Annotated in this window: 11 protein-coding genes; 8 read left to right on the top strand and 3 right to left on the bottom strand. The window is 42.5% G+C overall.

All coding sequences use genetic code 11. The annotated features are described in order from the left end of the window. The first annotated feature begins 9 nt into the window (after positions 1-9). The 5 genes from tssB to tssG all read left to right on the top strand — a co-directional run bounded on the left by tssB (position 10) and on the right by tssG (position 5,226). Positions 10-516 (top strand): type VI secretion system contractile sheath small subunit, encoded by a 507-nt coding sequence (gene tssB, locus MTR11_RS15065; protein ID WP_006741091.1) that lies wholly within the window; start codon positions 10-12, stop codon positions 514-516. Positions 517-524: 8 nt separating this feature from the next. Then, complete coding sequence (tssC, locus tag MTR11_RS15060) at positions 525-2,000, top strand: type VI secretion system contractile sheath large subunit (RefSeq protein WP_005392635.1); 1,476 nt, start codon at positions 525-527, stop codon at positions 1,998-2,000. A 61-nt stretch (positions 2,001-2,061) separates the two neighbouring features. Continuing rightward, positions 2,062-2,472 (top strand): type VI secretion system baseplate subunit TssE, encoded by a 411-nt coding sequence (gene tssE, locus MTR11_RS15055; RefSeq protein WP_243327966.1) that lies wholly within the window; start codon positions 2,062-2,064, stop codon positions 2,470-2,472. 10 nt (positions 2,473-2,482) lie between these two features. Next, positions 2,483-4,231 (top strand): type VI secretion system baseplate subunit TssF, encoded by a 1,749-nt coding sequence (tssF, locus tag MTR11_RS15050; RefSeq protein WP_006741090.1) that lies wholly within the window; start codon positions 2,483-2,485, stop codon positions 4,229-4,231. Beyond that, on the top strand, positions 4,228-5,226 hold the full coding sequence (gene tssG / locus MTR11_RS15045; protein ID WP_006741089.1) for a type VI secretion system baseplate subunit TssG: 999 nt from the start codon (positions 4,228-4,230) through the stop codon (positions 5,224-5,226). The genes tssF and tssG overlap by 4 nt, the downstream gene beginning before the upstream one ends. Before the next feature lie 54 nt (positions 5,227-5,280). On the opposite strand, the gene MTR11_RS15040 is transcribed toward tssG, so the two are convergent. Genes MTR11_RS15040 through MTR11_RS15030 form a run of 3 tightly spaced genes read right to left on the bottom strand, consistent with a single transcriptional unit; the run spans position 5,281 to position 10,495 of the window. After that, on the bottom strand, positions 5,281-5,733 hold the full coding sequence (locus MTR11_RS15040) for an Lrp/AsnC family transcriptional regulator (RefSeq protein ID WP_005373369.1): 453 nt from the start codon (positions 5,731-5,733) through the stop codon (positions 5,281-5,283). 28 nt (positions 5,734-5,761) lie between these two features. After that, positions 5,762-9,154, bottom strand: a complete 3,393-nt coding sequence (gene tssM / locus MTR11_RS15035) for a type VI secretion system membrane subunit TssM (RefSeq protein ID WP_243327965.1) — start codon at positions 9,152-9,154, stop codon at positions 5,762-5,764. Positions 9,155-9,181: 27 nt separating this feature from the next. After that, on the bottom strand, positions 9,182-10,495 hold the full coding sequence (locus MTR11_RS15030; protein WP_243327964.1) for a type VI secretion system ImpA family N-terminal domain-containing protein: 1,314 nt from the start codon (positions 10,493-10,495) through the stop codon (positions 9,182-9,184). 538 nt (positions 10,496-11,033) lie between these two features. Here MTR11_RS15030 and MTR11_RS15025 point away from each other — a divergent pair. From MTR11_RS15025 to tssJ, 3 genes are read left to right on the top strand one after another with little or no spacing between them, the layout of a single operon-like run. After that, positions 11,034-11,633 carry a hypothetical protein gene (locus MTR11_RS15025; protein ID WP_005392629.1) on the top strand — a complete coding sequence of 200 codons (600 nt, stop codon included), beginning with the start codon at positions 11,034-11,036 and terminating at the stop codon, positions 11,631-11,633. Between the two features lie 9 nt (positions 11,634-11,642). Next, positions 11,643-13,142: a type VI secretion system-associated FHA domain protein gene (locus MTR11_RS15020; RefSeq protein WP_243327963.1), complete on the top strand. Its 1,500-nt coding sequence runs from the start codon at positions 11,643-11,645 to the stop codon at positions 13,140-13,142. After that, complete coding sequence (gene tssJ / locus MTR11_RS15015) at positions 13,135-13,635, top strand: type VI secretion system lipoprotein TssJ (protein WP_005392625.1); 501 nt, start codon at positions 13,135-13,137, stop codon at positions 13,633-13,635. Before MTR11_RS15020 ends, tssJ begins: the two co-directional genes overlap by 8 nt. Positions 13,636-13,640 lie beyond the last annotated feature (5 nt).

Raw genomic sequence — 13,640 nt, 5'->3', positions numbered from 1 at the left:
GAACGAATTATGTCACGTGACGGCTCGGTGGCTCCTAAAGAGCGAATTAATATCCGTTATGTTCCAGCAACTGGCGATACGCAAGAAGACGTAGAACTGCCGCTAAGCATGATGGTAGTTGGCGACTTTACTGCACGTGCAGATGAGACGCCAATTGAAGAACGCACTCCAATCAATATCGATAAAGACAACTTTAACGAAGTGCTAGAAGGCATGTCTCCAAACGTTAAAGTGAACGTTGAAAACCGTCTTTCTGATGAAGAAGGCGGCCAAATCGGTGTTGATCTAACGTTCCAAAACATGAAGGACTTCTCTCCAGAAGCGATCGCGAAAAGTGTACCTGAATTAAACAGCCTGCTTGAGCTTCGCGAAGCCTTGGTGGCGCTGAAAGGCCCTCTAGGTAATGTTCCTGCGTTCCGCAAGAAGATCGCATCAGTACTTCAAGATGAAGACGCGAGAAAGAAACTGTTGGATGAACTAAGCATTGGTAACGACCAAGAAGCGAAAGAAGAGTAAGGGATATCATGTCTGCAGAAGCACAAGCGCCAGAACAAGAAGCAGCCTTAGTTGAATCAGGCTCACTTCTGGATAGCATTCTTAACGAAACTCGTTTAAAGCCAAGTGATGAAGGTTTTGATGTTGCAAAACGCGGCGTAGAAGCATTCATCAGTGAGCTACTAAGCAGCTCGAACACAGAGAAAGTGGATCAGTCTTTAGTTGATCTGATGATCTCAGAAATTGACCAAAAACTGTCTAAGCAAGTCGATGCAATTCTTCACAACGAAGAAGTTCAAGCGATTGAATCAACGTGGCGTGGCCTTAAGTACCTGGTTGACCACACTGACTTCCGTGAGAACATTCAAATTGAATTGATCTCTGCAAAGAAAGATGAAGTTCTTGATGACTTCGAAGACGCACCAGAAGTGGTGAAGTCTGGTTTGTACAAACAAATCTATACGCGTGAATATGGCCAATTTGGTGGTAAACCTGTTGGCGCAGTCATTTGTGACTACGATATGTCGGCTTCGTCTCCAGACATCAAACTGATGGAGTACATGGCAAACGTGGGTGCAATGTCTCATGCACCATTTATTACATCGGCGTCTGCGAAGTTCTTTGGTTTAGATAGCTATGAAGAGCTACCGAATCTAAAAGATCTTAAGTCAGTATTTGAAGGCCCACAATACACTAAATGGCGTAGTCTACGTGAACACGAAGATGCACGTTACCTAGGTCTATGTACGTCTCGCTTTATGCTACGTACACCTTACTCTGTAGAAGATAACCCAATTAAGGCGTTTGACTACGATGAGCAAGTAACAGACAGCCATGACAACTACCTATGGGGTAACTCTGCGTACGCGATGGCATCAAAAATTAGTGAGTCTTTCGCTAAGTACCGTTGGTGTCCAAACATCATTGGTCCTCAAAGCGGTGGTACTGTGCATGACTTACCGGTTTACAACTTTGAAGCCATGGGTCAAATCGAAACTAAGATCCCAACTGAGATTCTTGTTTCTGACCGTCGCGAGTACGAGCTAGCAGAAGAAGGCTTCATTGCGCTAACCATGCGTAAAGGTTCTGACAACGCGGCGTTCTTCTCTGCAAACTCTGTTCAAAAACCGAAAGTGTTTGCGAACACGCCAGAAGGCAAACAAGCAGAGATGAACTACAAGCTAGGTACTCAGCTTCCTTACATGTTCATTATCAACCGCTTAGCGCACTACATCAAAGTGCTACAGCGTGAGCAAATCGGTTCATGGAAAGAGCGTTCAGACCTAGAAATTGAACTGAACAAGTGGATTCGTCAATACGTTTCTGACCAGGAAAACCCGCCAGCAGAAGTCCGTGGTCGTCGTCCACTACGTGCTGCTAAGGTTGAAGTATCAGACGTAGAAGGCGATCCAGGTTGGTACAAAGTATCAATGTCTGTACGTCCTCACTTCAAGTACATGGGTGCAAGCTTCGACTTGTCTCTAGTTGGTAAGTTAGACCAATAACCCATTGCTGAAACCATAAAGCAGCCAGTAAAGACTGGCTGCTTTTTTCGTAGGAGTGAAGATGGAAAAAGGCTATCGTCTTTTAGAGCGGATTGAGCTTGGTGAACCCAAAAACTGTTACGAGAAAGTCGTTTCTCACAAGCATTTGATTGAATCTATTCATTCTCATCTCGCAGATTTGCTGAATACCCATTCTGGGAATGCAATGATCGACAATGAGTATGGTTTACCAGATTTTAATGACGTACTTTCTAACAACACGAACCTAGTTCGCCACATTCAAAAAAATATCACGTCAACCATAGAACGCTTTGAACCGCGACTGTTGAATGTCGAGGTTAATTACCGTGAAGCTCACCATAACCCGCTACAACTCGGCTTTGGTATTCGCGGCGAAGTTTCCCATAACGGCGGTAAAGTCCCAATGTCGATAGACGTCTACATGGGAACCGACGGCCAATTTAACGTTTAGTAGGTGCCACTTGAGTAACAGTAAATACTTTCAAGATGAACTCACGTATTTGCGTGAGTCGGGTAGTGAGTTTGCCAAATATCATCCGAAGTTAACTCACTTTCTCTCTGAGGGAACCTTTGACCCAGATGTCGAACGACTGCTCGAAGGTTTTGCCTTTCTGACAGGTCGAATCCGCGAGAAGATTGATGATGAACTGCCTGAGCTGACGCAATCTCTGATGACTTTGCTGTGGCCACATTACATGCGTTCGATTCCGTCTTTGTGCATTAGCGAACTAAAACCGCATACCGGAAGTGTTACTGAGAAAACCGTGGTGAAACGTGGCGCAGAAATGGCGAGTGAACAGGTAGAGGGCACGCAATGTTTGTTCCGTACTTGTTACGACGTCAATCTATACCCAATTACGATCACTAACATCGAACAGACCAACAGCCGCACCAGTTCGATGATTGATGTGACTTTATCGACGGAGCATGGTCTTGAACTGTCTCGGATCGGTTTAGACACGCTGCGATTACACTTGCATGGCGAGATTCATATTACTCGAACTGTCTTCTTATGGCTGTTCCGTTACCTAGATTATGTCGAATTAGATGTTGGTGGTGGTTACAAACATCGCTTAGGGCCAGAATACGTTAAGCCAGTTGGGCATGAAGAGGACGAAGCGCTCCTGCCATACAGCAAAAATTCATTTGCAGGTTATCGTTTGCTGCAAGAATTCTTCTCTTTGCCAGATAAGTTCATGTTCTTCGACATTAAAGGCTTAGAGTGGCTAAAAGGCATTCCACAACGTAGCACGGTCAAAATCAAATTCCACTTTAAGCGTGCATTACCGTCAGAAGTGGTGCTTAAAGATAAGCACTTGAAATTGCACTGTACGCCTGCCGTTAATTTATTTGAAAAAGATGGCGATCCAATTCGTTTAGAGCACCGACGTAACGAGTACAAGGTACGTCCGCAAAGCAACACTCAGGAGCATTACGAAGTCTATTCCATTGAGCAAGTGGAAAGCTGGAGTAAAGACGAGCGTCGTCGAAAGTCTCTGATTGAATTTGAATCATTTGAGCATCAAATTAACCAACGAGATAAGCGCGAGTTTTACAAATCTAAAGTCGCTGAGCGTGTAAGCGGTAGAGGTCTTGAGCGCTACATATCATTTCATACTCATAATGGGGACATTGCGGAACTGGGGACAGAAACGGTACTCATGAAACTGCAATGTAGTAACGCAGATTTGGCGGAACGTTTGTCAGTGGGGGACATCACTTACGCGACCCATAAATCACCGACCTATGCGACGTTTAGGAATATTACCAAGCCCACTCAATCGGTCAGTCCGCAAGTGAATGGTGAGCTTCAGTGGCAGCTAATTGCGAATATGTCACTCAACTACTTATCGCTGGCAAATATTGATGTACTTAAAGTGCTTCTCTCTACCTATGATTTCCACTCTCGTGTTGACAGACAAGCGCACCGCGCATCCATTCATCGACTTGATGGGGTTATCTCTTCGGAAATGAAACCAATCGACCGTGTATTTCGTGGCGTTTCGGTACGAGGCAATCAGTTTAAGTTGGTCACCAATTCCAAATTTTTTGTCAATGAAGGCGACATGTTCTTGATGGCGACGGTGCTTAACGAATTCATCCGTTTGTATTCGAGTGTGAACTCCTTTACCGAACTGGAAGTGTTTGATGAAGCGACTGGCGAGGTTTATAACTGGGCAAGTCTTATCGGACAGCAGACGATACTATGATTAATACACTTTCTGATAAGTCGAATGAGTTTAGTTTCTATCAAGCAGTCTTGCTGCTAGAGAAGCATTATCAACTAGAGCCGAACTCTAACTTTGTCGCCGTCGGTGAGAACAAGTACTTCCACCAAGAACGTATTGAGTTCAGCGTTTCGCCAAACTTATCTTTTCCAAAGAGCGATATGGACTTTATTGCTCATATGGAGAGAAATGGCCAGCAGTATTCTAGAGTCGAAACTAACTTTCTTGGCTTGCATGGTTCAAGCTCACCACTTCCTGCTTCTTATACTGAGAAACTGGCAGGGCGAGATCCTGAAGACAATCCGGTAAAAGATTTCTTTGATTTTTTCCATAATCGGTACACCAGTTTGTTGTATCGGGTTTGGAAGAAATACCGATATCACGTGCAGTACCAAAGCGGGGCAAGTGATGCCTTCTCTGGACGTATTCTGCACTTGGCAGGCCTATCTAGCGTAATGCAAGATAGTAAGGTCGCAGAGTTAGATCGAGCGAAAATACTGTCTTATGTAAACCAACTTTCTACGCGTACGCGTTCGCCGAAGCTGATTTCCGGTATTGTTTCGCATTACTTCTCGTTGCCTAGCGTGCGCATTGAAGAGTGGGTATATCGCCGCGTAGAAATCGCAGAAAGCCAACGGAATAAACTCAACCGTGCTAATTGCATATTAGGGCAAAATTTGCACTTAGGACAAAGCATTGCGGACTTAAACGGCAAATTTAATCTCTGCATCGACAGCATCGATTTTGAAACATTTAAGCAGTTTTCCTACGATGGTGAGTTACACAAAACACTGGTTGGCCTGATGCGTTTCATTTTGCGTGACCCGATGTCGTGGGACTTAAAGTTGACAGTTAACTTAGATAGTATTCCAGAGAATAAGCTAGGTAATGGGGAAGGGAACCACTTAGGACAAACATTCTGGTTAGGTAACCCAAGTGATAAAGATGCCAAAATCCGAGTCATCGGAAGCATATAAGAAAGCCGCTCTACGAGCGGCTTTTTATGTTGTCATCAAAAAGGTCAGAAAAGCTTAACGGCTGATCGGCTGGTGAAGTACGACGGTAGTATCAAGCCTTTGAATCCCGTTAAATGACTCAATTTCGTTACAAAGATGATGAATAGACTGCAGATCGGGCGCTTCAATTAGGGCAATAATATCAAAGTTGCCACCAACAACGCTTGTTAAGCGAACCTCAGGGATTTCTTTAAGCGCATTTGTTACATCATTTTTCTTACCCTTTTCACAAGATATCAATAGATAGCTTGCGGCTTTGCGCCCTTCGTTTTCTACACGAATTTGTGCGGTATAGCCTTTGATAATACCGGTCTTTTCTAAACGATTAATCCTTTCTGCTACTGCTGTACGAGACAAACCAATGTTTCGAGATAGATTCGCAATAGACTCACGCCCGTTTGACAATAGACTTGAAAGTATTTTTCGATCTAATTTATCTAAACCTTGTAAAGTCATGTTTGAAATCATGTGTTCTGCCTATTTTGTTTTTATATTGTTATTTAATCGACTCTGGGAGCGTAAAGTTATATAGCTCGGCAAGAGTGAATGGGTTTTTCTGCGTCAATGGAGTGATGCGTAAGCTTAAGTCCCTCCCTGACACTTTTATGTCACTGACAAAGCTGCCGTTATGAGTGTTTGTCAAGGTCGAGTCACCTAGCAATCTGTATATCGCCCATTGACCACTCTTATTTAAAACGTGCTGTCTACCTTCGTCGGTTACATCCTGGAGTGTGATACTAATATTGAAGTCACCATTTTGCGGTGGCCAGGCCATTTCACGAATTCGGCTTGGACCGTGGTAGTAACTCATATTGGTATCCGCAATTTTTAAACTGGCTCTAATTGCACTAGAGTCAAGGTCGAGTACTCTTGCACTAAACGGAATATGAACTCGGTTGGTGCTTTTATTAATTAATGTATCTCGAATGACATTATAGTTGCGTAGTTGCACTAGCAGGGCTGGAGAGATTGGCATCGTCTCACCATCTACCTGCTTTGGCGTCCACAAGTTCGTATCGTAGAACGGTGCAAAGTTTTTCTGAATAAATGTGTCTAACAAGCCACCTGAAGCAAATAGCAATTCGAAATCTTCAATTGAGATTTCCTCGGTCGCTGTTAGGTCAAATGGATATTTCCCCAATCCAATCTCTTTAAACTTGGTATAAATTTCACTGTACCACTGAGTTTGGATGCCTTTTGCGGACTCTGTAATCATTACTGACCAGCTTTGCTGAACCACATCTAGTAACCAGCTGCGAACGGGTTCTGGTGATTTTTGTGCAATCTGTTTAAGCTTGATTAATGGGTCCGCCTCAGTACTGTTCATTCGATGCTGTGCTGCTGCTAGCGCCGCCATTTGTGGATCTGGCGCGTCGGCGATGTCTTTCATGTAGGTGCGAACACGACTCAACGCTGCAACGGTCTCATCCCAAGGAGTAGGGGAGTTTGGTGTCTCACTCACTTGAAGCTGGTTTAATAGGTGAAAGGCTTGCTCAACACGTTGCATTAGCAAGTAATCAGGCTTTACCACTTCTTCTACAGCATCTGATGCCGAATCTGCTGCTGCCGCGAGTTTCGGGTCAAGTTTTGAAATTAGAGCGCTTTTTTCGCCAACGGGTGAAAATTGTGTGTTGGCATAGACCTGCTTCAATACCGTTGTCATTGGTGAAGAAGGGCCAGAGATTAAGTCTATCGCGTTGGTCAGGTCACCAACGTTGTCATAGTTTTGGACTTTGAGCTCACTCAGCGCATTACGCCAGTTATTGATGTAGTCATCAGTATATTTTTTTCGCACTTCTTCTTTAAAGGCTTCTTGCTCTTCGTTGGTAGGGATGACATGTTGCGATAGACCTAGAACCCAGTTGTCGCTGATTACTCGTTGTGACATTAAGTCCACGCGTGGTCGATAAAAGGTGCTAAAACCAGTGGAGGTATAGATCTTATCGACGATTAAGCGTTCGCTATCGATTGGCGTATTAAATACATTGCTAAACTCAAAACCGACGGCTCGTTGCAGATCTAATGTTCCTAAATCAATAGAGCTTGCTTCGTTTAAAATGCCTGCATACACGAGGTCGACATTCGAATTTGCAAGTAATGAGCGACGTGTTGCGCGAACAAGATCCATGTTGATATCGATTGGAGCAAATTGTGTGCGAAAGTAGGCGTCTAAGTAGCGCATGGCCTGATCAACGACGTCACTTTGGTTACTCAAATCACTCATCATTTGGAGTGTTTGATGACGTAAAAAACGGATATCACGCTTAGATGGATCGTTAAGCATTAAATACCCCTTCAATAGAGGTAAAGCGCGCGTGAAAGCGTTTTGATTTTGTGCCAATTGTAGGCGGTAACCTTTCTCAATCAGAGGTATTAGCTGCTGAGCGACTTCCTTAAGTAACGCTTCGTAGGCAATGCGAGTGCTTTGATCCAAACGGCTAATATTGAGTGGTAATATTTCCTCATCTAAAGCCTTAGAACCTTTAAGCCATGCCCCATAAGACGGTTCTATCGCTTTGGTTGCATTTTCTAAAAGCTCACTAAATCTTGCATCGTGCTCTGCTTGTGATTTGTCATCAATACTTAGTAGTTGATTCATCATATGTAAATTACTGTCTAACGTAGTTGCAAAAAAGTAACCACCGCCAGCAAGCAGAATAATGGAGCCGAGTATGGCTAAACGGCTTTGTCTCTGAATTAGACGAAGATACGTCTTGTTTTCTCCCGCAAAATCGCTTTCAGGCAATATTTGCGAATCAATCAGAAAGCGAGAAAAATACGGTGTTTCCGTCAACTGGGTATGCTCAGAGGCGATAATTGGTAAGTTGAAGTAGTTACTACAACTTTTTGCTAGTAAATTGTATTTACGACCGCCTTGTAAACTTGAGCTAAAGAAAATTTCACGGATATCTAGCGAATAAACACCGTTGTTAACATCACACAGACGCTCAAGAACATAGCTGACTTCAGACTGACATAGCTCAAACTGCTTAGGGAAAGCGAGAATTGCCTGTTTCTCGTCGATATCTGTTGAGTTAGCTGATGCATCTAGCGCGTTACTTTCAAGCACTTTAACTAGATTTCGGTAGCTATCACGGTAGTATTCTGAAAAAACACCTTTGGCCTCTTTCAGCGGGATAGAAAGGAACTCTACACGTGTCTTAAGAGAGCTAAAGTGCATGTATTCTTTAAATCCATCTAACTTGTCTAGCTTCGACATAATTAGATAAATTGGTAATGCTGACGACGTTTTAGAGTTGATAGTGCTCAAGCGCTCCAATAACGACGAAATAGTGTACTCTTTTTGTTCTGGCTCAGAGACGATCATGAACTCGAAGTCGATGAAGAATAAACAGCCAGAAAATGGTTTTCTAGGTCGGTGGCGAATCACTTCTTCGATGAATGTATTCCATAAAGAAGCATCACTGCTTGATATTTCTTGAAACACTAAGCGTTGGTCAGGTTTGATGTATACAGCGCTGTCAGATTCGTACCATTCAAAAAAATCATTCTTAGCGGTTCTCGTGCGATCCATTGGTTTAATTGCACTAGAATTAAATAAAAATTGACGTCGTCCTGACCCTTTATTTCCAAGCATCAGGTAAATTGGTTTCTTGCCTGAGTTAGCAAGAAGAGGTTGGATAACCATAGAAAGAGCTTCTTCCTCAGTTTCCAAATTTTGAGCTTTAGCGCTGTTCTTTTTTTTCAACCATAGTGTGAATTGAAAAGTGACGTAGAAAATGGCGACAACACCAAGGCTCAGCCAAAGATACAGTTTATCTGCATCTTTTAGAAAAAGAAGATAAATAGCGGTAATGGTTATCGCCACTAAAAGCGTTAATATAGTAGAAATCACAACTGGATTTCTAAACAGTTTTTGTTTGAACATAAGCCTAAAACTTCTTTAATTGTATTGTTATTTATTGTCAGTTTTTTCAGCTTGTAGCTGACTCAATTTATATAGGTAGATGTTCAGTAAAAGGGTTGCGCGGTCAATTTCCTTTTGCTGTGAATACTTTTCAGCGTATTCAATACGACCTAGAAGCGGGAATAGTGAGTTACTATATTCGTACGCCGTTTTAGAGTTCTTATCTACATTCTGTCTAGCTACGTTGGCAAACACCGTTCTTGCGTCTGAGAATCGCTTATACACATCCATAAACTGGTCTTCTAAATGAGCGCTCTGTGTCAAAAAGTTTTGACGTAACTGCTGGGCAGAAGATGAATCTGGATAGATTGCGATTAATTCATTGGTCAAGCTATCGAGCTCGCTGACGTTACTTACTTTGGCCGAGTCTAAAAACCAGTTATTCATCATAATATCTACGCGATTAATAGTTGGTGTTTTTAGTGACTGGGCATATTTTTTATTTTCGTAATCTAACGAGGCGACCAACTTTACAAGTTCATTAAGTGAAGCTTGACTAATTTTTTGCTCCAGCGTTCGATAGCGTTGTTGTTCGTACACAAAATGTGAACATATCGCCGTAACAATCAAGCCAATGATGAAGTAGATCATAAATCGGCCGGACTTTGTTGGGTTCGTTTTTTCACTGTTGTTGAGGGGGAATGGCGAGTCCGGGGCAGGAGAGGGAGATACATTCACTTTAATTTCAGGTGTTGCCTGTGCGGAAGCTGAAGCGTTAGTATTTGCTTGTTTTTTCTCGCGTAACTCTATGGCATGTTGTTGTTCTTTTATCTGTTCAGCCCATTGATTTAAGATACGACGAATGCGACCAAATGAAGGCGCTTGAATACCGTAATGAAGGCGAAGCTCTTCCTCTATTCTTAAACACAACTGGTGCGCAGCTTCAATCAGTGGAAGTTCTTCCGGCAACGCACGGTGCTTATTAATACGTTTTTCAGTATGCTCCACCATCCATTCAATTGCGCTCATTCGTGCTTTTGACTTTGAATGTTCAGGGTATGCGGTGTTCCAATAGACGACACACACATCAAGCAATGAATTTAACCCTTCAACAAGGCCTCTTAGACCATCGTTATATGTTGATGCGACCGTGAAGTAGCAGCAACAACGTAAGTCTTTTGCGTGAGTGCTCAAGATTTTTTTTGAGAGTGTTTGAACCGTTTTCCAAGAGACTCTTCCGGTGACTTTATTAAGATTATTTATTTGACGTTTTATTTCGTCAAAGTCTTCAGAGCCATTAGGGTTAGAGCCGCTTGGGTTATTTTCATCGATTGGTCTTCGAGCGAAGTCGCTAAAAAACATAAGGCAAATTCCAACTGATCATATAGAAGTATTAAGGTATATAGGACTCCACTGCTGTTATATTAAATTGTAAGCAGTGCATTACCGAAGTGATTCTATAGATAAAAGAAGTTGTTTAGATAATAAAAACACTTAAAAAATAAATTAAATTATCCTTAGTGTGATCTTTGTTCATAATATTAATGTCAATAGTTCGATTTGTTTTTAAGGAGAGCCTTATATATGACGAAGTCGATCTTTTGAGTTAATAAATGTGACTAAATTGTTAACTTTGTCTGTTTTTTGTTCGCCTGTGTTCTTTAAATTAGCCCTCTTAAATTGGTGGTAGAGCCTTCTTAATTTTTATTTAATTAAATAGGTTTACAGGCTCATTGCTTTAACTCAGTTCGGTCCATTAGTTTTTGTTTGTAGGTAAAATAACCAACCCTATAGTTGAAATGTATTAAGTTATAGGTGTTTTTTTAGGCTTATTGAAAAAGAGAATATAATTGATATCTTTCGCCTCTAAGTAGAATATCGGTTTTCCTAGAGGGACGAAATGCTAAAACCAAGTCAAATCGGGCTGATTTCAGCCATGTGTCTATTTTCTTCTTTTGCAGTAGCAAAGGGAGAGCGTTATGGACTCTCTGCCAGTATGTTGACTATCGATAGCATTAATTACGAAGAAGGTAACAGTGGTGAACAAGACACTCTAAGGTTTGGCTTGGTTCATTCTCGCCCTATTGATGAAAATAATAACCGTTGGCGCTGGTGGTTAGGGCTTAACTACCTAGCAGAAGATATCGAAGCGCCAGCTAGCGGTCTATATCAAGAAGTAACTAACTATGAACTTCGTGTTGTACCGCAATATGCGCTGGCTTCTTGGAGCGTTTTCACACCGTACGTAGGTGCTGGTTTATCTGCAGGTTACTCACAATATTCAAACCGTTGGCAAGTTGACCCAGAAGGTTACCGCTATAAGAGTGTCGAGGACATCGATCAGTTCGAGCTGGGTGCAGTTATCGCCGTTGGTACAGTCATTAAGCTAGGTAGTAACCCAGATGCTCATATACAAATCATTCCTCAAGCCTCTTATATTCTCCCAGTTATCAATGATGGGATAGGTGGGCTTGAACTGTCTGTTTCTATGCTATTTTGAGGTATATAGATGCACTCAAATCAGCTAGTTCTATTTATTTCTAAATGCCCAGAGGAATACACGGGTGCTAAGCACATTGAAATGCCCGAGAGTGGCGGTTCAATGGGGCGTTCACCAAGTTGTAGTGTGTCTTTAACCGATCACAACCGCTTTATATCAGGCACTCATTGCCTAATCAGTGTGTATGGAGATACCTACTATATTAGTGACGTATCCACCAATGGCACTATGGTTAACGGGAACAAAATACTAAAAAATCAACCTGTTGCGATAGTCGATGGCGATATCATTTCTTTAGGGCAATATGAAATTGGCGTTTCTCTGGAGCATGTTACCTCGACACAAGACATTGCCGCTGATATAGCCCCTGAGCGAGTATCCAATGATCCTTTGGTTAGCCTCGGAGACGCAGTTGTCGAAGAAGAAGAAAAAGTAGGCGCTTTAGAAGATTTGTTTATGGAGACTAAACAGGATGACATTGATTGTCATGATCCTGTTGCGCACCTTAACTTTTCAATGCAGCGAGATGATGATTATTTAATTCGTGACGATGAGCATCCAGAACCTGAACAGCCTAAAACGGTGGAAAGCACACGTCAGGTGGTCGATGACAGTTTCAGCATATACTCCGAGTTCGATCAGCCAAGCCTCATCCCTGAAGATTGGATGGCTACGGAGACCAAGAGTAACGCATCAATAAAGGGTTCGTTAGGGATAGAGGTAGAGAACGGTACGCCACATAGAGAAGATATTGTCTCAGAAGAGACGGTTCAACCCCAAACGACGATTCTAGATAGGGCAGTTCAAAGACAGCATCATGCACCTAACTCCACAGAGGAGATCGTCGAACATACTGCTAAAGGCTCAAAATGGGAAGAGATGACACAGTCATTTACTCCCTCTTCTCAAGCTAATCAGCAACTGCAAATGCCTGCGGTAGAACCTACGATAAACAGTACGACTAAAGAGCAAGCGGGTATCGAAGCAACCGCCTGTTCTCAAGATATAGCACAAGCGTTCTTTGATGGTTTGGGGATTCGAAATTCTGAGCTAATGACGAATGAAGCTCAGTTATTCAAACAAATGGGCACTTGTTTGCGCTTATGTATTGATAACCTGCAGAAAGAATTACACGAAGTAGAGTCCTTGAAAGAAGAGCAGAGTACGAGTGAGTCTAACTCTAACATTGCGGAGCTGATGCTGACTCTCAATAGCCAACATCTACTGGCTCCAAATGAACTGGTAGAACAAATGCTTGATGAGTTGAATGACCACCAAGTCACGTTTAATAAAGCGCTTAATGAGCTCATTTTAGAACAATCAGAGACGAACGATCCCGTTGCATTTGCTAACAAAGTGGCGAGTCAATCTTTGTTCTCAACGAAGTCAAAACTGTGGGGCGAATATTTAGATTTCTACTCTAACAATCGTCGCCTGCTCAACGAAACATCCTTAAAAGGGCTGATTAAGAAAAACTATAACAAAGTGATTAAGGGAAACCATGCGTAGTATCGCCGTATTACTCGGATTTGCCATGTTGTCCGGTTGTTCCATGTGGGATCAATTTAAAGAGTCCACGGGTATCACACCAGAAACTTCGTCCATTGAATTGGTTATTGAGGCGTCACCTGTACTCAATGTGAGAGATGGGGGGCAGTCATCTCCGGTCATTCTCCGTCTTCACGAATTAAATTCGCCAGTTCTATTCCGAAGCTTAGATTTTTTTGCGCTGTTTGAAAACGATAAAGCGTCGTTGGGTGATGAGTACATCAAACGTTATGAATATCAAATACAGCCAGGTGGAAAAGTTCATGAAATGCTAACGCTAGACCCTGACACTCGTGCCGTCGGTTTTTCTGTGGCCTTTCGTGATATTGATGGTTCGTCATGGCGTAAAGTTGAAGTCATTGAAGAGAAGAGCGAGTACTACATCAAGCTCAAGTTAGAAGGCAGTGAGTTAATTTCTGATAATACTCGCGGCATTGAACAGGTTTACTTTTAAGGGAT

The organism is Vibrio sp. CCB-PB317, assembly GCF_022808245.1.
In the GTDB taxonomy this organism is placed as follows: Bacteria; Pseudomonadota; Gammaproteobacteria; order Enterobacterales; family Vibrionaceae; genus Vibrio; species Vibrio diabolicus.
The sequence above is the reverse complement of the archived record's forward strand: the minus strand, read 5'-3'. Positions and strand labels throughout refer to the sequence as shown.

Excerpts from the sequence above, each read along its gene's own strand:
- tssC (WP_005392635.1), top strand. The coding sequence starts at position 525 with ATGTCTGCAGAAGCACAAGCGCCAGAACAAGAAGCAGCCTTAGTTGAA.
- tssJ (WP_005392625.1), top strand. The coding sequence starts at position 13,135 with ATGCGTAGTATCGCCGTATTACTCGGATTTGCCATGTTGTCCGGTTGT.
- MTR11_RS15025 (WP_005392629.1), top strand. The coding sequence starts at position 11,034 with ATGCTAAAACCAAGTCAAATCGGGCTGATTTCAGCCATGTGTCTATTT.
- tssB (WP_006741091.1), top strand. The coding sequence starts at position 10 with ATGTCACGTGACGGCTCGGTGGCTCCTAAAGAGCGAATTAATATCCGT.
- tssE (WP_243327966.1), top strand. The coding sequence starts at position 2,062 with ATGGAAAAAGGCTATCGTCTTTTAGAGCGGATTGAGCTTGGTGAACCC.
- MTR11_RS15030 (WP_243327964.1), bottom strand. The coding sequence starts at position 10,495 with ATGTTTTTTAGCGACTTCGCTCGAAGACCAATCGATGAAAATAACCCA.
- MTR11_RS15040 (WP_005373369.1), bottom strand. The coding sequence starts at position 5,733 with ATGATTTCAAACATGACTTTACAAGGTTTAGATAAATTAGATCGAAAA.
- tssG (WP_006741089.1), top strand. The coding sequence starts at position 4,228 with ATGATTAATACACTTTCTGATAAGTCGAATGAGTTTAGTTTCTATCAA.
- tssM (WP_243327965.1), bottom strand. The coding sequence starts at position 9,154 with ATGTTCAAACAAAAACTGTTTAGAAATCCAGTTGTGATTTCTACTATA.
- MTR11_RS15020 (WP_243327963.1), top strand. The coding sequence starts at position 11,643 with ATGCACTCAAATCAGCTAGTTCTATTTATTTCTAAATGCCCAGAGGAA.